The sequence below is a fragment of the Sellimonas catena genome (genome assembly GCF_027924685.1).
In the GTDB taxonomy this organism is placed as follows: Bacteria; Bacillota; Clostridia; order Lachnospirales; family Lachnospiraceae; genus Sellimonas; species Sellimonas catena.
Genome location: NZ_BSBO01000040.1, coordinates 1 through 19168 on the forward strand (window position 1 = coordinate 1; position 19168 = coordinate 19168).

Consider the following 19168-nt stretch of genomic DNA (forward strand, 5'->3'; position numbering starts at 1 on the left):
CCTCCGGTTTTAATTGTTTTTTGGTCAATTCAATTATATCAAACCAGATGGTTTCATGCTATTTTATTGCCAGAACTTATTGAATTTTCAAGGTGCATAGGCACTTATTCAAGTGCGAAGTTTGAGTATATTACCTTTCCGTCTTTTTTTACTTTCAACTCGGAAGTGATCGGGAATGTCATTTCATCGGAATCAATGGAAGCAGTAAAGCCGAAAGCACTTTCTCCATCAATCTGAAGGGACTTGTTTGCATTATACGGAACGGTTGATGTTTTTCCGTTTACAGTAAATTCAAATTCTACAGTATAATTGGAATCAATATCACGATACTTATGATCGATATAATAATAGAAGTTTACACCGATACTTCCGTCTAATGTCAGAGAATGTCCGACAGCCTTGACGGAATGATGTCCACAGATTTTACATGTTCCGGTTTCGTCATATTTATGATCCGCCTCACTGTGCTCCGGTTTTGTGTTTGTGTAAGTGGGTTCTTCATTTTCCGATGTATAGGAAGCGTATACGGTATCTGATGACTGGAATCCAGGTGCAGAGCCGATTCCTATCGTCTGTTTCCAGATCGGATTTGCAGAACTTTCACCATTCAGAAGATAGGTGACAGAACCGTTTTCGATTTCTGCCAATGATTTTGCGATGGCGCCGTTTTCCAGATTTGGAAGTCCAGATGAAGAGGTAGAATCCAGATAGTAGTTATGGAACTGACAGTGACACCGGCAAAACCGGTGATTGACAGTATTTCGGAAGATACGGTTTATGATAAATCTGAAGCAGCGGAACCTCTGAAAGTTACAGCAACTGTTTCCGATGCCGGTACTTTATCCTATCAGTGGTACTTCACTGAATCTCAGGATGGTACTCCGAAAAAAATCGAAGGAGAAACATCTGAAACTCTGTATCTTGACCAGGGTCAAACCGGTTACTATCAGGTAAAGGTTACGAATAATGATGCAAACGGAAATTCTGATACGGCGGTATCAGTCAAGAGTGATCTGATTAAGATCGAATTCGGTGATTATGTTGCACGTATCGGAAATAAAGCGTATGCAACTCTGAACGAAGCTGTTGAAAATGCAAATTCCGGTGACACTGTTTATCTGATTAAGGACGCTGAGTTACAGCAGAATATTACAATTAATAAAAACCTTGTGCTGGAAGGAAAAGGTAATACATTAAAACGTACAGAAGCAAGCAAAAACAGTGCAATGATTACTCTTTCGGGAGCAAAGGTCAAAATTCATCAGATGACACTTGATGGTGGAGCAGTCTGGACCGGAAATGTCAACGATATTCTGAACAGAGGAACATCCAATAGTGGAATTGCAGCCAATGGAGCAATTGTCCGAATTATGGGCGGTGAACTGGAATTGTTGGATGGAACTTCACTTCAGAATAATGTAAACCAGAAAGAATATGCAGAGGCCGGAGGAGCTGTATGTGTGGAAGATGGATCGACTCTGAAGCTAAATGGCGGAAAGATTGTTAACAACCATACAAGCAAATATGGTGGAGCAGTGATTGCCTTCCATTCAGCATCTGTTGTTCTGATAAACGGTCAGGTTGCCGGAAACTCGGCAGGAACATCCGGTGCAGCATTCTGTATGGATCATAACAGTACCATTACGATGAAAGTATCTGAAGGGGAGACAGAAGGCGCAGTTATTGAAAATAACAGAACGCCTGGATCAGGCGGTGCGATCTGGCTTGCGAATGGAAAAGCAGAGTTACAGGGTGGAACAATCCGCAATAACTATGCAGTCAGCGACGGAAGCGCAGTATTTATGAGTGGAAGCGGTACGGTAAACCTTGGATCTACTTATGTTGTTTCCAACAGATCGGCTATTCGTGTTGCAAATGGTACGTTGAATCTGACAGGTCCGATCCGGATGAATGATATGATTTCTCTGGCAAGAGGAAAGATGATGAATATTAAAACTTCCTCTTACGGAACTGAAACAAGTAAAATTCCTGTATGGATAGAAGGATATACTTCTGCAGGTGCGAAGTTTGCCAATGCAGATACGAAGGAACAGGCACAGGCAGCAACTGAAGTGTTATACATCAGCAATGGAACTCTTCCTGTATATTCTGTAGGAACTGAGGTCTTCTATGGAAATCCGACAAATATTCAGATTACGAAAAATCTGCCGGAAGAACATACGATTATGACAGGAAAAGAACTGATCCTGACTGTCGAAGCTGAAATCAGTCCGGCAGAAGCAGGAAATCTTGTATACACATGGTATCAGGCTCAGGATAAAGAAGGAAATGGAGCTGTTGTGATAGCGGAAAATCAAGGAGCACAAGGAAATATCCTGAAATTAGGAGATTGCAGTGAAGGAGAATGTTATTTCTATTGTGAAATATCTGTTGACAATGGTAAAGCAGATCCGGTCAGAACAAATGTTACAAAAGTAATTGTAGAAAAATTTGTGCCGGCCAAAAAAGCAATTGAAAAATTTACAGCAATCAAATAACAAAAGAATCAGGGGAATTCATTTAAAAATGGATTCCTCTGATTTTTTGTTATGGCGACTGCTTATAATTCTGAATCTGCTCTTCAGACCCTTCCGGTGATTAAAAAAATTAGTTTGTGTGGATAAAAACACGTGAGTTTGTCAATCATAAGAAAAAAGGAGGAAGAATAAAATGAAACAGCTTATGGTTGTTGGAGGAGTACTTATAGCAGCAGCGATTAATTTTATGCTTTACTGCTGTATGATTGTAGCTTCAAGGGAGGATGAACTTATGGAAAAGTACAGGGAACGAAATGCATGGAAAAATAAGAATGGTAAAGATCTTGAAGAATAAACGGACTTTCACAAAGATTTAAAGGAATATTCTGGATTTATACCTTGATTCCTGCATATGATCGGTATATCATAATGAAATGATAATTTAATGCGGTTTATATAATATATGGAATAAAAAGAAGGGATAAAATGCAGGAATTATTTCAGGAGCTATTGGGAAAAGTTATTTGGTTCCTCAAACTTTATATAATAGAATATCGTTATCTGATAGGGTTTTTAGTATGTTTTGTGTTTCTGTATATTTTGTTTATGCATTGGCTGAATATTCGCTTTTTCAGGATTCTCCGTCAACCGGTGTCGGTAGTCTGCCTGATTGTTGAAATTCTTGCAATTGCTTATTTTACTTTGCTGTTTCGGGAACAGGGAGAGTCGCATACATACGAATTGGAGCTGCTCTGGTCATATAAAAAATGGATTCTGGAATCGAATGTAGCATATGGGATTGAAATTCTCAATAACATTGTATTGTTTTTCCCGCTGGGCTTTATACTGACAGATGCTTTTCAAAAATGTCCATTATGGTCTGCTTTTCTGTTTGCGCTGGCTGTCAGCAGTTGTATCGAGGTGAGTCAGCTTGTCTTCCGGATCGGTCTTTTCGAATTCGATGATATCTTTAACAATGTATTTGGAGCAATAGCAGGGTGGTGTGTGTTCCATGTGTTAAGAAGTATGAGAAGGCGAAGGAAAGAATAAGAAGTACTTCGCCTTAAGATTTAGTTATCCGTGCGGAAAAGCGTATTTCGATATTTGGATAAAGCACGGTAAAGAATCATTCCAAGGATGCCACAGCTAACAAATTCTCCTGCCGCAATGGAAAGCATCAGAAGAGGGATCGGAAGATTTACACCATATCCGTAATATAAAACAAAGGGTACAATCAAAGTATTGGAAAGTATGGGTGCCAGTGGAAGAAGAAAAGGAGAGCTTTTTCGTAGCAGATATACAAAAAGTGCTCCGATTAATGTTGCAAGACTTCCGAAAATGATATCAGGAAGAATTGCACCGCCGAGCAGATTCCCTATTAGGCAGCCGATGAAAAGTCCGGGAACGGCAGCAGGAGTAAATGCCGGCAGAATTGTCAGAGCTTCTGAAATACGGATCTGGACTTCTCCAAAACCGATCGGTGCGAAAAGCCATGTTAGGATGACATAGATAGCGGCAATCATAGCCGAATATGCAATTAATCGAGTTTTCTTTTGATTCATATTTCCTCCCAAATAGTTTAATATAAAACCAGGAACACTGAAGCAATAACGTAGAATTCTTGTTGCCGAGTGCCCCTGGTTTTTATCGTTTTATTCCGATGTGGCGGGGAAACAATTAGAACTGGAAAGCGTCTTTAAGTCCGCCCCAATTCTGGTCTTTTTCACTGAGATTCAGAGGGGTGCTGTCCGACAGAGTATATCCCTTAGCTGATGCGGTCCCATCATATTCTCCCTGAACTTCTGGCCATGTAATCCCGATTTCCGGATCATTCCATGCTATACCGCCTTCATCACCAGGGTGATAGAAGTCGGTGCATTTGTAACAGAATTCTGCAATATCAGAAAGTACAAGAAATCCGTGAGCAAATCCTTCTGGAATGTAGAACTGTTTCTTATTTTCTTCTGTCAGTTCTACGCCAAACCATTTCCCATATGTCTTTGAGTGCTTTCTTAAATCTACGGCCACATCAAAAACAGAGCCACGAATTGCTCGAACAAGCTTGCCTTGAGGATATTGTTTTTGAAAGTGAAGACCGCGAAGCACTCCTTTTGTGGAGCTGGACTGGTTATCCTGCACAAAATTCAGGTTTAATCCTGCTTCCTCCATATCTCTCTGATTATAAGTTTCCATAAAATATCCACGTTTATCTCCGTGAACGGCAGGAGTGATGACGCAGAGGCCTTCAATTCCGCCAACATTTTTTTCAACGGTAATCTGTCCCATTGTTGTGGATTCTCCTTTCATAAAATGTCATTTTTAATCTGGTGTTTTAGGTAATAATCTGTTGCTGTTTTTAAAAGTCAAGTTCCGTCAGATAACGGTGGAGGGCATCTTTCCAGTCCGGCAGCGGCATAAATCCGTTCTGAACCAGCTTGGATTTGTCCAGGCGGCTGTTGAACGGTCTGCTGGCTTTGGAAATACCGTATTCTTCCGTGGTAACAGGAAGGACGGTGAGATGCTCCGCATCGTATTCCGGATGGCCAAGTTCGGCTGCCTGGCGGAAGATTTCTACAGCAAAGTCATACCAGCTGATGTATCCGCCCTCATTGGTTGCGTGATAGTAGCCGTACTTGTTTGTTTCAATCATGTCTGCCAGAAGCTTTGCAAGGTCGTAAGTGTAGGTTGGTGTTCCGATCTGATCGTTGACTACAGTGAGCTTGTCGTGTGTTTTGCCCACATTCAACATTGTCTTGATAAAGTTCTTTCCATTTTGTCCGAAAACCCATGCAATGCGGACGATGAAATATTTCTCCAGCTGACCGGATACCGCAAGTTCTCCTTCAAGTTTTGTCTGTCCGTAAATATTAAGCGGGGCGTAATCTTTGCAGTCCGCCTCCCACGGTTTTGTTCCCTGTCCGTCAAAGACATAGTCGGTAGACAGATAAACCATCTTACAATCTTCCGGTTTGGAGGCGTCGAGCTTCTTTACCGCTTTAACAATATTTTCCGTTCCGATGGTATTGACCTGGCGTACTTTATCTTCCATATCTTCAGCAAGATCCACAGCGGTCCAGGCTGCGCAGTGTACAACCACGTCCGGAGCGTTCTCCAGAAGGACGCGCTCTACAGCCTCTTCATCTGTGATATCCAAAGAGACATACGGTGCTTTTGTGACAGCAGTACCGTCCTGTGCTCCATTGTATTCCGGAGCAAGGTCGGAACCGATGCAGGTGTAAGTCCCTGCATGATTGTTGGTGCGCTCTGTCAGTTCGTTGATGACATCATGGCCGAGCTGGCCGGCCACACCGGTTACAAATACTTTCATGATGACTGACTCCTTCCTGATCTTTCTGACGGCAGCCTAACGGTTTCCGTACATTTCTTCATAGTAGTTCTGGTATTCACCGGAAACAATTGTTTCCCACCATTCTTTGTTCTCGAGATACCATTTGATGGTTTTCTGGATACCGTCTTCAAATTTTGTCTCCGGAAGCCATCCGAGTTCTTCGTGGATTTTCGTAGGATCGATCGCATAACGCATATCGTGTCCCTTACGATCAGTCACATAAGTGATCAGACTTTCCGGTTTTCCAAGTGCTTTACAGATAATTTTTACAATATCAATATTTCTCATTTCATTGTGTCCGCCGACATTGTAGACTTCACCGACACGTCCTTTGTGGATAATCAGGTCGATTGCCTTGCAGTGGTCTTCCACATACAGCCAGTCACGAACATTAATTCCCTCGCCATAAACCGGAAGCGGTTTATCATGAAGCGCATTGATAATCATAAGCGGAATCAGCTTTTCCGGGAAATGGTATGGACCGTAGTTATTGGAGCAGCGGCTGATAGAAACCGGCAGTCCGTAAGTACGGTGGTAAGCAAGTACAAGCAGGTCTGCAGAAGCTTTGGAGGAGCTGTAAGGGCTGCTTGTGTGGATCGGTGTTTCTTCTGTAAAGAACAGATCAGGACGATCAAGCGGAAGATCTCCGTATACCTCATCTGTGGAAACCTGATGATATCTCTTGATACCGTATTTGCGGCATGCGTCCATGAGAACAGAAGTACCGATGATGTTTGTTTCCAGGAATACCTGAGGATTTTCAATGGAACGGTCAACGTGGCTTTCAGCAGCGAAATTGACTACCATATCAGGGTGTTCCTCTTCAAAAAGTTTATAGACAGCTTCACGGTCTGTGATGCTTTCCTTTACAAAGCGGAAATTCGGATTGTCCATGACCGGAGCAAGTGTGGAAAGGTTGCCTGCATAAGTCAGACAGTCCAGACAGATGATCCGATAATCCGGGTATTTGTTTAACATGTGAAAGATAAAATTGGAACCAATAAATCCGGCTCCTCCGGTTACAATAATGTTCATAATAGAAATTCCTCCTGATAATTCTGTTTTAACGCAGTGCGTCTAAATATTTTCCATCCAGTACGTCTTTCAGATACTGACCGTATTGGTTTTTCTTTAATACTTCATATACTTTCAGTACATCTTCTTTTGTAATCCAGCCATTCAGATAAGCAATCTCTTCCAGACAGCCGATTTTACGGTGCTGATGTGTTTCCATCGTCTTGACAAAATTTGTGGCATCCACGAGACTCTCATGTGTACCGGTATCAAGCCATGTGAAGCCCTGTCCGAGAAGTTCCACATTTAAAGCTCCTTTTTCCAGATAGATGCGGTTCAGATCAGTGATTTCGAGCTCTCCTCTGGCACTTGGTTTCAAATCACGGGCATATTCCACAACATGGTTATCATAGAAGTAAAGACCTGTAACACAGTAATTGCTCTTCGGATGCTCAGGCTTTTCTTCGATGGAAACAGCTTTTCCGGCTGCGTCGAATTCCACGATACCGAAGCGTTCCGGATCATCAACATAGTATCCGAAAACAGTAGCTCCATTGCCGGATTCTGCATTTTTTACAGCGGCTGTGAGACGTTTTTTCAAACCATGGCCTGCGAAAATATTGTCGCCAAGTACCATAGCTACACAGTCATCTCCGATAAAGTCGGCACCGATAATAAATGCCTGAGCCAGTCCATCCGGGCTTGGCTGTACAGCATAGGAAAGCTGGATACCAAACTGACTTCCATCTTTTAAAAGCTCCTGGAAACGAGGAGTATCCTGTGGAGTGGAGATGATCAGGATATCACGGATTCCTGCATTCATCAGAACGGAAAGCGGATAATAAATCATCGGCTTGTCGTAGATCGGCAGCAGCTGCTTGGATGTTACTGTGGTCAGTGGATAGAGACGGGTTCCAGATCCGCCTGCAAGAATAATTCCTTTCATATGAACCTCCTTAAATTAAGATGCAGATTATATGTTATTATGCTCATTAATTTCCAGTTAACCTTATCATAACAGGTGCCCCTAGGGCACCCGCAAGCCTTTTTTGAAACTTTTTTATTTTTTACAAAGAAAACAGCCTGCATCCTTTGTTATATGAAAAGAAGGGGAGGTCTGTTTTTTGACGTAAGCGGCAAATTCTTTGTATCGTTCCAGAATAAACTGATTCTGATTACCGTGGCAGGATAGTATATATGAGATCAATGGTTCGGGATCCGGCACTGTCAGGTAGTCTTCGTATTGTTTCCAGCAGATGTCTGAAAAATAAGGGGTGAGAATTTCCTTTCCGTTTTCTTTTCCAAAGCGGTCGTATAGTTTAGTGGAAGATAGAACGATACGATCATCAAAGGAGGTGACAAGCCGGGAAATTTCTTTCATGTGTTCCTTTCCGTAAGTACTGCACAGAAACATACCGTCAGGCTTCAGGACGCGGGCGATTTCGGTGCAGGCAGCGGAGATGTTGTCACAGTAAAACAGAACATGATTGGCAATGACAAGATCAAAAGACTCATCTTCATATGGAATAGACTCGCAGTTGAATTTTTGAAAATGAAAACGGGAGTCTTCAGTTCCTAGTGAACGCCTTGCATCACGTAGCATACCGTCCGATATGTCGGAAAGTATGATGGAGACAGAGGCCGGGATGGAGTTAAGACACTCTTTCCAGAACGTACCGTCTCCACAGCCGATTTCCAGAATCCGGATATTGGGCATGAATAGACATTGCTCGCGGATCCAGGAAAACCATCCCTGGGAATTATGAGAGTAAAGAGCGTGGAGATGGATTCGTGCAGAAATATTGGATGCATTTTGATACTGTTTTTTCATCGTAGTTTCCAACCCGAGATCATGAATCTGATTCAGCATCTTGCTCCAGTTGACATTCTCGTGGGTGGAGAGAAGCTGTGTAGTTTCCTCAATGGTGCGGGATACGATTTGAAGCTGTTCAATCCGGTCTTCCACAAGCTTTTTCTGCAGATTTAACGAATCAACCATAAAATGAATGTCAGAATCGTTAATGGTCATCTCCATAATGTCTGCCAGAGAGAATCCCAGTGCTTTTAAAAGAAGGATCTGCTGAAGCCTGGCCAGATCATCATCCGTATAATAACGTGCACGAGTATTGGGATCCACGTAGGACGGTTTTAGTATATTGTGTTCATCATAGTACCGGATTGTCTTTTTCGTAATGTGAGCAAGTTTCATCAGCTCTCCGGTAGAATAATAACCTTCTTTTGCCATTGTGTTACTCCTTTCATACTGATATTATAAGATGAAACTGAGGATGGGGCAATCGTTAAGAAGTCTTTCTTTTAATAGAAAGTTATGATACACTCCCGTCTTTGACAGTTTAAGAAAGCAAAAATGGCTATACCCTTAATTTTATGAGGGGTGTAGCCATTTTCCCTTTTGTAACGATATGTGCTATATTTTCTTTGATTCCGGTTTTACTTGTTTAGTTTCTTTAATGATAGTCCGCATAGATGATTTTGTGATAAATTCGTAATCCGTTCGGAAACCAAAGATTTTGTGAAGACGATCTGTCAGTTCTGTCCTTTGATAGGAGGGAATATAGCCGCTGGCTGCACTCAGCAGGGTCATCTGCATAGAACGCAATGTTTCTATGATCTGGTGGGAAGTGTAGTTATCCCCAATCTTTTTATCCAGAAGGCGATAGATAAGAAGGCTGATATAGCAGGTCATAAAGTGGGCTTTAATACGGTCATCTCTCCAGACGTATACCGGATGTGCTTCGAATTCTGTTTTCATGATCCGAAAGTTTTCTTCGATTTCCCAGCGTTGTCTAACTATTAAATTCGAAAAAATTGACAAAAAAAGTGCCTTTTTATGGGCACAGAAAGGATTTTTGCTCTATTCAACTGTCAAACTCCCGGAAATTCATCATCTGATTCTTTAGATTACAATCCTATTCTTTATTATTGACAGAAATGCTGTTCAGGCGTATACTTACAAACAATATCTGACATCATTCAGGATGTCATTTTTTCATTCATCCCGATTCAGGGAAGTATTCCAAATTAATATTTTACAAAACAGATTTGTACTCGGAAAAGCAGTGCGTGTAAAAGGGAAGTGGTCGTTAAAAGAGAATTTTATCTTCGAATCAATTGAATTACCCCGGAGATTTATGTACAATAAAAGGAGAAACAAATGCAGAAAAACAAAATAAAACCATTAAAGGATTTGAGGCTGTTAGACCGTTTTCTGTTTGCTGAGCTGATGGAAGATGAGGAATGCAGCAAAGAGGTGCTGGAAATCATTTTAGGGAAGGATATCAGCCTGCTTTCCAAAGAACAGACAGAAAAAGAAATCAGGACAGCCACATGGCTGAAGTCGATCCGTCTGGATGTCTATTCTGTTGATGAAGAAGGAAATATCTATGATACAGAAATGCAGCAAAACTGGAGGGATGACTTAGAAAAGCGAAGCAGGTATTATCAGGGATTGCTGGACAGTTCCCTGCTGGTTCCGGGAGAGCAGAGTTATAATGCATTAAATGATACGTATATCATTATGATTATGCCCTTTGACTTGTTTGGAAAAGGAAGATATCAGTACACAGTAAAATCATTCTGTAAAGAAGACAAAGAAATCGAGATACAGGATGGAGCAACACGTATCTTTCTAAATACACATGGAAAGAACAAAGAGGAAGTGCGCCCGGAACTGATTGAATTTCTGAATTATGTAGAGAATACCAATGAACTGCAGGAAGCAATGTTCCATAGCGAAAAGGTAACAAAGATCCAGAAAGCTGTGCGGCAGATCAAATCCAATGAAGAGATTGGAGTGAAATATATGCAGAAATGGGAAGAAATCGCAGAAGCACGTGCAGAGGGGCGAACAGAGGGACGCGAAGAATATACTCTTGAATTAATTCGGAAAAAGCAGGAAAAGGGGAAGAGCCTCGCACAGATCGCAGATGAGCTTGAAATGACCGAAGAGGAAGTGCAGAAAATTCTGGACAAGTATACCGAAACAATTCAATCCCAAATCTGAAAAGGAATCAATAAATAATAAATCATCATTTTTTTGAAATCCAGACCAGCGTCTCCATGCACCCATTACTTGACTTCCGGATATGCTTTTCGATATAATACACGAAGAAAAACATAAAGGGGAGCAGGGTGTGAAAGAAAAGAAACGGATGTGGACAATCCTCGTGGCTGTCTGGATGGTCGTGATCTTTTTGTTCTCGGCGCAGCCGTCCGACGAGTCTTCTAAAGAAAGCCTTTTCGTGGGCAGGATGGTAGGCCAGATCTTCGTAAAAGATTTTGAAGAATGGCCGGAAGAGGAGCAGGAGGCATTTGCAGAGGCAATTAATTATCCGGTCAGGAAGACGGCTCATGCGACGGAGTATGCCATTCTTGGCATTCTTGTGTTTATGAGATGCCGTTGTCAGGACACATGGGGCAGAAAGCGGATGATTGCGACTGCGTGGGGAATCAGTACAGCTTATGCGGCAACAGACGAGTTTCATCAGATTTTTGTCCCGGGACGGGCAGGAATGGTGACGGATGTGATGATTGATTCATCCGGAGCACTGGCGGGAATTCTGCTGGCGGCTTTGGCTGGATTTATTATAATAGGTAGAAACAGGAGAACAGAGTATGGAAGTTAAACTCGCAAAAACGGCGGGGTTCTGTTTTGGGGTAAAACGTGCTGTAGACACGGTTTACGAGCAGGCCCGGCAGCGAAAGGAACGGCTGGACGCCGGCGAAGAAAATGTGCCGGATATTTATACCTTTGGTCCGGTCATTCACAATGAAGAGGTCGTAAAAGATCTGGAAAAGAAAGGGGTCAAAGTGCTCCGGTCAGAAGAAGAGCTGATGGAGCTCCGGGAAGGACATGTCATTATCCGTTCTCACGGAGTCGGAAAAACCGTTTATGATATTCTGGAAAAAAATAACATCGGGTACACGGACATGACCTGTCCATTCGTGAAAAAAATCCACGATATTGTGAAGCGGGAAAGCGAAGCAGGAAAGTACATTATTATCATTGGAAATCCGGAACATCCGGAGGTGAAAGGGATCCGCGGATGGGCCGGAAACCGGGTGAGCGTGATCGAAAGTGAGGCGGAAGCAAGGGAATTTTGCCTTGGGAATACAGAATTAAAAGATGAGTCAGACAATAAAATCTGTATTGTCTCGCAGACGACATTTAATTACAATAAATTCAAATATTTAGTTGAAATTCTTATGAAAACGAGGTATGATATAAGTGTTTTAAATACAATCTGCAATGCCACAAAAGAGCGTCAGACAGAGGCTGAACATATTGCAAACGAAGTGGACGCGATGATTGTGATCGGTGACAAACACAGTTCCAATACCCAGAAATTGTTTGAAATATGTAAGAAGGCATGTGAAAATACGTACTACATACAGACTCTTGACGATTTGAATATGAATCAATTAAAGTTAAAGTCCGTGGAAGCAGTAGGTATTACAGCAGGGGCATCCACGCCCAATAATATAATTGAGGAGGTTCAAAATAATGTCAGACTTAACTTTTGAACAAATGTTAGAGGAATCTTTTAAGACAATACACAATGGAGAGGTTGTAGAAGGTACAGTAATCGATGTGAAACCGGATGAGATCATCTTGAACATCGGATACAAAGCAGACGGAATTATTTCCAGAAGCGAATATACAAACGAACCGAACGTAGACCTGACAACCATTGTATCTGTTGGAGATTCCATGACAGCGAAAGTTTTAAAAGTAAACGACGGGGAAGGCCAGGTATTACTGACCTACAAGAGACTCGCAGCTGAAAAAGGAAATGAAAGACTCAGGGAAGCATTCGAAAATAAAGAAGTACTCAAAGCGCCGGTTACACAGATTCTTGGCGGCGGCCTGAGTGTTGTTGTTGAAGAAGCACGAGTATTTATCCCGGCAAGTCTTGTATCAGATACATATGAGAAAGACCTGAGCAAATATCAGGGACAGGAGATTGAATTTGTAATCAGCGAATTCAATCCGAGAAGAAACCGTATCATCGGTGACAGAAGACATCTTCTTGTTGCTGAGAAAGCAGAAAAACAGAAAGAGATTTTTGCAAACCTGCATGCAGGTGATACAGTAGAAGGTGTTGTAAAGAATATTACAGATTTCGGTGCATTTATCGATCTCGGCGGAGTAGACGGACTGCTTCATATTTCCGAGATGTCCTGGGGACGTGTCGATAATCCGAAGAAACTGTTCCATGTAGGAGAGACAGTAAAAGTACTTGTAAAAGATGTTCACGATACAAAGATCGCATTATCTTTGAAATTCCCGGAGACAAATCCATGGCTTCACGCAGCTGAGGATTATGCAGTGGGAAATGTCGTAACAGGAAAAGTAGCCAGAATGACAGATTTTGGTGCTTTCGTAGAGCTGGTACCGGGTGTTGACGCACTCCTTCATGTATCTCAGATTTCAAGAGCGCATGTTGAGAAACCTGCAGACGTTCTGAAAGTCGGACAGGAAATCACAGCGAAAGTCGTTGATTTAAACGAAGAAGAAAAGAAGATCAGTTTAAGCATGAAAGCGTTAGAGCCGGCTGCTGAGGAAGCAAAAGAGGAAGTTGCAGAGGCAGAGTAGTACTACCGGTTGTGATGCATATATAAATGCTGCAGAGTAAAAATAGAGGCTACTTGCTTTAGTCTCTATTTTTTCATGTTTTTACATATGTTAAAAAAAGAACGAGGAGGAAAAAAAGATGGGACTTTTAACTTTCAAGGGTGGAATACATCCGAATGATGGAAAAAGTCTGGCCAAGGACAAGGCGATTGTCGAAGTCCTGCCTGAAGGAGATCTGGTCTTTCCGCTTTCGCAGCACATTGGTGCTCCGGCAGCCCCGATTGTCAAGGTCGGAGATCAGGTTCTGAAAGGACAAAAGATTGCAGAGGCCGGAGGGTTTGTCTCTGCCCCGGTCTATTCATCTGTTTCCGGAAAGGTGAAGGCGATTGCTCCGTACTTTACACCGACCGGGGGAAAGGTTTCGTCCATTATTATTGAGAATGACGGGACCTATACGGAAGCTGAAAGGCTGAATACCAGGTCGCTGGATCTGATTACCAAAGAAGAGATTCTGAATCTGATTTCAGAGGCCGGAATTGTCGGAATGGGCGGTGCCGGATTCCCTACAAGGGTGAAGCTTTCACCGAAGGAGCCGGAGAAAATCGAATACGTCATTGCAAACTGTGCGGAGTGTGAGCCGTACATTACAGCCGACTACCGCAGAATGCTGGAAAATCCGGAAGAGCTTGTAGAGGGGATGCGCGTGATTCTGAAGCTTTTCGATAATGCAAAGGGTATCTTTGCGGTGGAGGATAACAAGCCGGACTGTATCGCGAAGCTGGAACAGCTGACAAGCGGTGAGCCGAGGATGGAAGTGGTCAGACTGATGACCAAATATCCGCAGGGCGGTGAGCGCCAGCTGATCTATGCAGTGACAAAAAGAGCCATCAATTCTTCCATGCTTCCGGCGGATGTTGGATGTGTCGTAGACAATGTGGAGACAATCATTCACATTTACGATGCGGTAGTCAACGGAAGACCATGCATTGACCGTGTTGTGACAGTCAGTGGAGATGGAATTGCCGAACCGGGCAACTTTAAGGTTCCGCTTGGCATCAATCAGCAGGAGCTGATCAAGGCGGCAGGCGGATTGAAAGGGTCTCCTGAGAAAGTGATTTCCGGAGGACCGATGATGGGATTTGCCATGTTTACTCTGGATGTTCCTGTCACGAAAACTTCTTCATCGATTTTATGCCTGACAAAGGATGAGGTGGCAATGTATGAGCCGTCAGCATGTATCAACTGCGGCAGATGTATTGACGCATGTCCGAGCCGTCTGATCCCGTCCAGACTTGCAGATTATGCAGAGCGTCATGACGAGACGGCATTTGAAAAAGAATTCGGTGTGGAATGTATGGAATGTGGTTCCTGCAGCTATGTCTGCCCGGCAAAACGGCAGCTGAAGCAGGCGATCAGCTCCATGAGAAAGACCGTTCTGGCGAACAGGAAGAAAAAGTAGAAAGTGAGAGGTGGACAAAGTGAACGAACAGTTTAATATTTCGGCATCTCCGCACATACGGGCCAAAGACACTACAGAAAATATCATGCTGTGGGTGATCATCGCGCTTCTGCCGACAACCCTTTTTGGAATCTGGAATTTCCGTGATCAGAATGCGTGGATTCTTGTCGTGGTGACAGTGGCAGCGGCTGTGCTTACGGAGTATCTTTATGAGAAGCTGATGCATAAAAAAGTGACAATCAAAGACATGAGTGCGGCAGTCACAGGACTTCTGCTGGCACTGAACCTTCCGGCGTCCGCTCCATGGTGGATGGGCGTTCTGGGAGCCGTATTTGCGATTCTGATTGTCAAGCAGCTCTTCGGAGGCCTGGGACAGAACTTTATGAACCCGGCTCTTGCTGCAAGATGTTTCCTCCTGATTTCTTTCACAGGAAGAATGACATCCTTTACATATGACGGTGTAACCGGAGCAACTCCGCTTGCAACCATGCGTGCGGACGGCTCCATTGCCAACGTAGACACAATGAAAATGTTCATCGGTCAGATCCCGGGAACAATCGGTGAGACATCCGTTATCGCGATCATGATCGGTGCGATTATCCTTCTTCTGAAAGGAATCATTGATCTGAGAATTCCGGGATCCTATCTTGTGACATTTGTGATCTTCATCACAATTTTCGGCGGCCACGGATTTGACTGGAGCTTCATCACCGCGCACCTTTGCGGCGGCGGTATCATGCTTGGCGCATGGTTCATGGCAACAGACTACGTGACAAGCCCGATCACGAAGAAAGGTCAGATTATTTACGGTATCCTTCTTGGTATCCTGACAGGACTGTTCCGTCTTTTCGGAGGATCTGCAGAGGGAGTTTCCTATGCGATCATCATCGGCAATATCCTTGTTCCGCTGATCGAGAAGGTTACTCTTCCAAAACCATTTGGTAAAGGAGGAGAGAAATAATGAACAAGATTATTAAAAATACAATTATCCTGACAATTATCACACTTGTTTCCGGAGTGGCTCTCGGCGCGGTATATGAGATTACAAAGGCTCCGATTGCCAACGCACAGGAAGAGGCAAAGCAGGAAGCATACAAACAGGTATTCGAGGATGCGGATTCCTTTGATGACCTGGAGGTAGATGCCAAAGAGGCGGCGGAAGCTGTCAAGGCGGCAGGCGTGGATGACGGTGCAGAGATCAATGAAGCAGTCGAGGCAAAACAGGGCGGCGAAACGATCGGATACGTGATCACAGCTACCGACCCGAACGGATACGGCGGGGATATTCAGGTGTCCGTTGGAATCCAGAATGATGGAACAGTAAACGGAATCGCGATTCTTTCCATCAATGAGACTGCAGGACTTGGTATGAAAGCTTCCGAACAGGAATTCTACGAGCAGTATTCCGGCAAGCAGACCGATCATTTCTATGTCTCAAAAGACGGAGGCGAGGGAGAACAGATCGATGCCATCAGCGGTGCTACAATCACTACCAGAGCGGTGACAGGAGCGGTCAATGCATCTCTTGGATATTATCAGAATGTGTTAGGAGGCAGTGCAGATGAATAGATGTGTCGAACGTTTATATAATGGTATTATCAAAGAGAATCCGACTTTCGTCATGATGCTCGGAATGTGTCCGACACTTGCGGTAACGACTTCCGCCATCAACGGAATCGGAATGGGACTCTCCACAACGGTGGTACTGGTACTGTCCAATATGATGATTTCCGCACTTCGGAAAATTATCCCAGATTCAGTCCGTATCCCGGCGTTTATCGTAGTCGTTGCATCTTTCGTAACGATTGTACAGTTCCTTCTTCAGGGATTTGTGCCAAGCCTTTATGATTCGCTTGGGCTTTACATTCCTCTGATCGTTGTAAACTGTATCATTCTTGGACGTGCGGAAAGCTACGCGTCCAAAAACCCGATTATTCCATCTCTGTTCGACGGCCTTGGAATGGGACTTGGATTTACATTTGGACTTACCTGCATCGGTATCGTAAGAGAAATTCTGGGAGCAGGACAGGTATTCGGTTTCCAGATTATGCCGTCATCCTATGAACCGATTACGATCTTTATCCTGGCGCCGGGCGCGTTTATCGTGTTATCCATGCTGGTAGCCACAAGAAACAAGATCATGAACAATATGGAAAAGAAAGGCAAGAAAGTTGTGAAGCCTCAGGGCGGCTGCGCGGAAGGCGGATGCGCTTCCTGCGGCGGATGTGCTTCTTCACTTTCTTCCGGTCAGGACAAGGAATAGGAGGGGGAACAGATGAAAGAATTATTTATCATTGCAGTAGGTTCTGCACTTGTTAATAACGTCGTGCTGAGCCAGTTCCTTGGAATCTGCCCGTTCCTTGGAGTATCAAAGAAGATTGAAACAGCGGCCGGTATGGGCGGAGCGGTTATTTTCGTTATTACGATCGCATCCTTCTGTACAAGTGTTGTATATGAATTTATCCTGCAGCCGTTGAATATCGAATATCTGCAGACGATTGTATTTATTCTTGTGATCGCCGCGCTGGTACAGTTCGTGGAAATGTTCCTGAAAAAGTCCATGCCGTCGCTTTATCAGGCGCTGGGTGTGTACCTGCCGCTGATCACTACAAACTGTGCAGTACTTGGTGTGGCTTTGAACAACGTACAGTATGAATACAACATTTTAAGCAGTGTGGTAAATGGATTTGCGACAGCGGTCGGATTCACAATCGCAATCGTAATCATGGCAGGAATCCGTGAGAAGACAGAACATAATGACGTGCCGGAATCATTTAAAGGAACGCCGATTGTTCTGCTTACGGCAGCGCTGATGTCCATTGCGTTTTTTGGATTTTCAGGTTTGATTTAAGGGAGGAAAATGGATTATGACAGGTATACTCATTGCTGCCGCGATTGTCGGCGGTGTAGGTTTGTTCATCGGTGTCTTCCTGGGAGTCGCAGAAAAGCAGTTCGCAGTGGAAGTTGATGAGCGTGAAGAGGCAATTACCGGGGTGCTTCCGGGAAACAACTGTGGTGGCTGCGGTTACGCAGGATGTTCCGGGCTTGCGGCGGCGATTGTCAAAGGAGAGGCTCCGGTCAATGCCTGCCCGGTAGGGGGCGCGCCGGTTGCCGCGAAAGTAGGAGCGATCATGGGTCAGGACGCAGGAGAGATGACAAAGATGGTTGCTTTTGTGAAATGTGCCGGTACATGCGAAAAGGCAAAAGAAAATTATAAGTACACCGGAACAAAGGACTGTGTCATGGTCAACATGATGCAGAACGGAGGACCGAAAGCATGTACATTCGGATGTCTTGGAGAAGGAAGCTGCGTGGCAGCATGTCCGTTTGACGCGATTCATATTCAGGATGGAATCGCGGTTGTAGATAAGGAAGCATGTAAGGCCTGCGGAAAATGTGTGGCAGCATGTCCGCGGCATCTGATTGAGCTTGTACCGTATGAGCAGAAACATCTTGTACAGTGCAGTTCCCTTGACAAGGGAAAAGATGTAATGAGTGTATGTTCTGTAGGATGTATCGGATGTAAGATGTGTGAAAAAGTCTGCGAATTTGACGCGGTGACTGTTACAAATAATGTGGCACACATTGATCCGGAAAAGTGTACAAACTGCGGAAAATGCGTGGAAAAATGTCCGAAGAAGATTATCAGCTGATGACTACGGTCTGGCGATAGCCGGGACGGAAAAGAGTCACTGATCCCGTGAGGGCAGGAAGAGGAAAGAATCAATGAGCAGAAAGAAACGGCTAATGGAAAGCATCAGGATGATAAAAGCGGATCTTTGGAGTATCCGGTATGTTATCCTTGTGCTGGCGGTTTACTTTTTTCTTGCGTGGAACTTCTTTTACTCTTCCTGCCCTTTTGTCATGGTCACCGGCCTGCCATGCCCGGGATGTGGGCTTTCCAGAGCAGGGTTCTGTCTCCTTCGGGGTGAATTCGCGGACGCATGGTATCTGAACCCGTTTATATACGGCATTGCGTTTCTTGCAACGGCATTTGTAATCCGGAGATACGTGCTTCAAAAAGAGGTCCGGTCTCTTCAAAAATGGCTGATTCTGCTTCTGGCAGGCATGCTTGTATTTTACATTTACCGGATGATCCGATACTTCCCGGGAGAATCTCCTATGAGCTACTATCCGGGAAATCTGCTGAACCGGATTTATCAGGCCCTGGGACGGATCATGTAAAGTTTACGCTGCTCACACCGAACTGCCGCCTGCATGCGTACTCGTCGCGCTGTCTCGCTTCAGTTCCGCACTACGTTCTAAGACTGCTT

The 19168-nt window shown here is 44.0% G+C and carries 21 protein-coding genes and 1 pseudogene; 14 read left to right on the top strand and 8 right to left on the bottom strand.

All coding sequences use genetic code 11. The annotated features are described in order from the left end of the window. Positions 1-104 precede the first annotated feature (104 nt). Positions 105-647, bottom strand: a complete 543-nt coding sequence (locus Selli1_RS15535; protein ID WP_281845663.1) for a hypothetical protein — start codon at positions 645-647, stop codon at positions 105-107. Positions 648-716: 69 nt separating this feature from the next. Here Selli1_RS15535 and Selli1_RS15540 point away from each other — a divergent pair, with 69 nt between their 5' ends. The 3 genes from Selli1_RS15540 (at position 717) to Selli1_RS15550 (ending at position 3527) form a co-directional block, all read left to right on the top strand. Then, positions 717-2498, top strand: a complete 1782-nt coding sequence (locus Selli1_RS15540) for a right-handed parallel beta-helix repeat-containing protein (RefSeq protein WP_281845662.1) — start codon at positions 717-719, stop codon at positions 2496-2498. Positions 2499-2670: 172 nt separating this feature from the next. Beyond that, on the top strand, positions 2671-2832 hold the full coding sequence (locus Selli1_RS15545; protein ID WP_281845661.1) for a hypothetical protein: 162 nt from the start codon (positions 2671-2673) through the stop codon (positions 2830-2832). Between the two features lie 131 nt (positions 2833-2963). After that, a complete protein-coding gene (locus tag Selli1_RS15550) occupies positions 2964-3527 on the top strand; it encodes a VanZ family protein (RefSeq protein WP_281873853.1) in 564 nt (187 codons plus the stop codon). A 20-nt stretch (positions 3528-3547) separates the two neighbouring features. Here Selli1_RS15550 and Selli1_RS15555 read toward each other — a convergent pair whose 3' ends face one another. The 7 genes and pseudogenes from Selli1_RS15555 to Selli1_RS15585 form a co-directional block, all read right to left on the bottom strand. Further along, the gene (locus Selli1_RS15555) at positions 3548-4039 is read right to left on the bottom strand and encodes a QueT transporter family protein (protein WP_281845659.1); all 492 of its coding nucleotides are present in this window, start codon (positions 4037-4039) and stop codon (positions 3548-3550) included. A 115-nt stretch (positions 4040-4154) separates the two neighbouring features. Then, complete coding sequence (gene rfbC / locus Selli1_RS15560; RefSeq protein ID WP_281845658.1) at positions 4155-4763, bottom strand: dTDP-4-dehydrorhamnose 3,5-epimerase; 609 nt, start codon at positions 4761-4763, stop codon at positions 4155-4157. 70 nt (positions 4764-4833) lie between these two features. Beyond that, a complete protein-coding gene (gene rfbD, locus Selli1_RS15565) occupies positions 4834-5805 on the bottom strand; it encodes a dTDP-4-dehydrorhamnose reductase (RefSeq protein ID WP_281845657.1) in 972 nt (323 codons plus the stop codon). Between the two features lie 36 nt (positions 5806-5841). Next, positions 5842-6861 carry a dTDP-glucose 4,6-dehydratase gene (gene rfbB / locus Selli1_RS15570; protein ID WP_281845656.1) on the bottom strand — a complete coding sequence of 340 codons (1020 nt, stop codon included), beginning with the start codon at positions 6859-6861 and terminating at the stop codon, positions 5842-5844. 28 nt (positions 6862-6889) lie between these two features. After that, positions 6890-7786, bottom strand: a complete 897-nt coding sequence (rfbA, locus tag Selli1_RS15575) for a glucose-1-phosphate thymidylyltransferase RfbA (RefSeq protein WP_281845655.1) — start codon at positions 7784-7786, stop codon at positions 6890-6892. Between the two features lie 114 nt (positions 7787-7900). Beyond that, positions 7901-9085 (bottom strand): MerR family transcriptional regulator, encoded by a 1185-nt coding sequence (locus Selli1_RS15580; protein ID WP_281845654.1) that lies wholly within the window; start codon positions 9083-9085, stop codon positions 7901-7903. 183 nt (positions 9086-9268) lie between these two features. After that, positions 9269-9655: pseudogene (locus Selli1_RS15585) on the bottom strand (IS1634 family transposase); the annotation flags it as partial. A 360-nt stretch (positions 9656-10015) separates the two neighbouring features. Here Selli1_RS15585 and Selli1_RS15590 point away from each other — a divergent pair. The 11 genes from Selli1_RS15590 to Selli1_RS15640 all read left to right on the top strand — a co-directional run bounded on the left by Selli1_RS15590 (position 10016) and on the right by Selli1_RS15640 (position 19079). Then, on the top strand, positions 10016-10864 hold the full coding sequence (locus Selli1_RS15590) for an Rpn family recombination-promoting nuclease/putative transposase (protein ID WP_281845652.1): 849 nt from the start codon (positions 10016-10018) through the stop codon (positions 10862-10864). 130 nt (positions 10865-10994) lie between these two features. Then, entirely contained in the window at positions 10995-11486 is a 492-nt protein-coding gene (locus Selli1_RS15595) for a VanZ family protein (RefSeq protein WP_281845651.1), read from the top strand. Further along, the gene (gene ispH, locus Selli1_RS15600) at positions 11476-12384 is read left to right on the top strand and encodes a 4-hydroxy-3-methylbut-2-enyl diphosphate reductase (protein WP_087169245.1); all 909 of its coding nucleotides are present in this window, start codon (positions 11476-11478) and stop codon (positions 12382-12384) included. The genes Selli1_RS15595 and ispH overlap by 11 nt, the downstream gene beginning before the upstream one ends. Further along, the gene (gene rpsA, locus Selli1_RS15605) at positions 12365-13456 is read left to right on the top strand and encodes a 30S ribosomal protein S1 (protein ID WP_281845650.1); all 1092 of its coding nucleotides are present in this window, start codon (positions 12365-12367) and stop codon (positions 13454-13456) included. Before ispH ends, rpsA begins: the two co-directional genes overlap by 20 nt. A 118-nt stretch (positions 13457-13574) precedes the next feature. Beyond that, entirely contained in the window at positions 13575-14894 is a 1320-nt protein-coding gene (gene rsxC, locus Selli1_RS15610) for an electron transport complex subunit RsxC (RefSeq protein ID WP_191434147.1), read from the top strand. A 19-nt stretch (positions 14895-14913) separates the two neighbouring features. After that, a complete protein-coding gene (locus Selli1_RS15615) occupies positions 14914-15855 on the top strand; it encodes an RnfABCDGE type electron transport complex subunit D (RefSeq protein WP_118635661.1) in 942 nt (313 codons plus the stop codon). Then, complete coding sequence (locus Selli1_RS15620; RefSeq protein ID WP_281845649.1) at positions 15855-16463, top strand: RnfABCDGE type electron transport complex subunit G; 609 nt, start codon at positions 15855-15857, stop codon at positions 16461-16463. Before Selli1_RS15615 ends, Selli1_RS15620 begins: the two co-directional genes overlap by 1 nt. Further along, the gene (gene rsxE / locus Selli1_RS15625) at positions 16456-17157 is read left to right on the top strand and encodes an electron transport complex subunit RsxE (RefSeq protein WP_087252077.1); all 702 of its coding nucleotides are present in this window, start codon (positions 16456-16458) and stop codon (positions 17155-17157) included. Before Selli1_RS15620 ends, rsxE begins: the two co-directional genes overlap by 8 nt. A gap of 12 nt (positions 17158-17169) precedes the next feature. Beyond that, positions 17170-17745 carry an electron transport complex subunit RsxA gene (gene rsxA / locus Selli1_RS15630; RefSeq protein ID WP_087169239.1) on the top strand — a complete coding sequence of 192 codons (576 nt, stop codon included), beginning with the start codon at positions 17170-17172 and terminating at the stop codon, positions 17743-17745. Between the two features lie 16 nt (positions 17746-17761). Beyond that, positions 17762-18547 (top strand): RnfABCDGE type electron transport complex subunit B, encoded by a 786-nt coding sequence (locus Selli1_RS15635; RefSeq protein ID WP_281873855.1) that lies wholly within the window; start codon positions 17762-17764, stop codon positions 18545-18547. A 73-nt stretch (positions 18548-18620) separates the two neighbouring features. Beyond that, the gene (locus Selli1_RS15640; RefSeq protein WP_281873856.1) at positions 18621-19079 is read left to right on the top strand and encodes a DUF2752 domain-containing protein; all 459 of its coding nucleotides are present in this window, start codon (positions 18621-18623) and stop codon (positions 19077-19079) included. Positions 19080-19168 lie beyond the last annotated feature (89 nt).

Bases quoted from the DNA above. Each gene is read 5' to 3' on its own strand.
- Selli1_RS15540 (WP_281845662.1), top strand. From the start codon at position 717: ATGGAACTGACAGTGACACCGGCAAAACCGGTGATTGACAGTATTTCG.
- Selli1_RS15545 (WP_281845661.1), top strand. From the start codon at position 2,671: ATGAAACAGCTTATGGTTGTTGGAGGAGTACTTATAGCAGCAGCGATT.
- Selli1_RS15550 (WP_281873853.1), top strand. From the start codon at position 2,964: ATGCAGGAATTATTTCAGGAGCTATTGGGAAAAGTTATTTGGTTCCTC.
- Selli1_RS15555 (WP_281845659.1), bottom strand. From the start codon at position 4,039: ATGAATCAAAAGAAAACTCGATTAATTGCATATTCGGCTATGATTGCC.
- rfbC (WP_281845658.1), bottom strand. From the start codon at position 4,763: ATGGGACAGATTACCGTTGAAAAAAATGTTGGCGGAATTGAAGGCCTC.
- rfbD (WP_281845657.1), bottom strand. From the start codon at position 5,805: ATGAAAGTATTTGTAACCGGTGTGGCCGGCCAGCTCGGCCATGATGTC.
- rfbB (WP_281845656.1), bottom strand. From the start codon at position 6,861: ATGAACATTATTGTAACCGGAGGAGCCGGATTTATTGGTTCCAATTTT.
- rfbA (WP_281845655.1), bottom strand. From the start codon at position 7,786: ATGAAAGGAATTATTCTTGCAGGCGGATCTGGAACCCGTCTCTATCCA.
- Selli1_RS15580 (WP_281845654.1), bottom strand. From the start codon at position 9,085: ATGGCAAAAGAAGGTTATTATTCTACCGGAGAGCTGATGAAACTTGCT.
- Selli1_RS15590 (WP_281845652.1), top strand. From the start codon at position 10,016: ATGCAGAAAAACAAAATAAAACCATTAAAGGATTTGAGGCTGTTAGAC.
- ispH (WP_087169245.1), top strand. From the start codon at position 11,476: ATGGAAGTTAAACTCGCAAAAACGGCGGGGTTCTGTTTTGGGGTAAAA.
- rpsA (WP_281845650.1), top strand. From the start codon at position 12,365: ATGTCAGACTTAACTTTTGAACAAATGTTAGAGGAATCTTTTAAGACA.
- rsxC (WP_191434147.1), top strand. From the start codon at position 13,575: ATGGGACTTTTAACTTTCAAGGGTGGAATACATCCGAATGATGGAAAA.
- Selli1_RS15620 (WP_281845649.1), top strand. From the start codon at position 15,855: ATGAACAAGATTATTAAAAATACAATTATCCTGACAATTATCACACTT.
- rsxE (WP_087252077.1), top strand. From the start codon at position 16,456: ATGAATAGATGTGTCGAACGTTTATATAATGGTATTATCAAAGAGAAT.
- rsxA (WP_087169239.1), top strand. From the start codon at position 17,170: ATGAAAGAATTATTTATCATTGCAGTAGGTTCTGCACTTGTTAATAAC.
- Selli1_RS15635 (WP_281873855.1), top strand. From the start codon at position 17,762: ATGACAGGTATACTCATTGCTGCCGCGATTGTCGGCGGTGTAGGTTTG.
- Selli1_RS15640 (WP_281873856.1), top strand. From the start codon at position 18,621: ATGAGCAGAAAGAAACGGCTAATGGAAAGCATCAGGATGATAAAAGCG.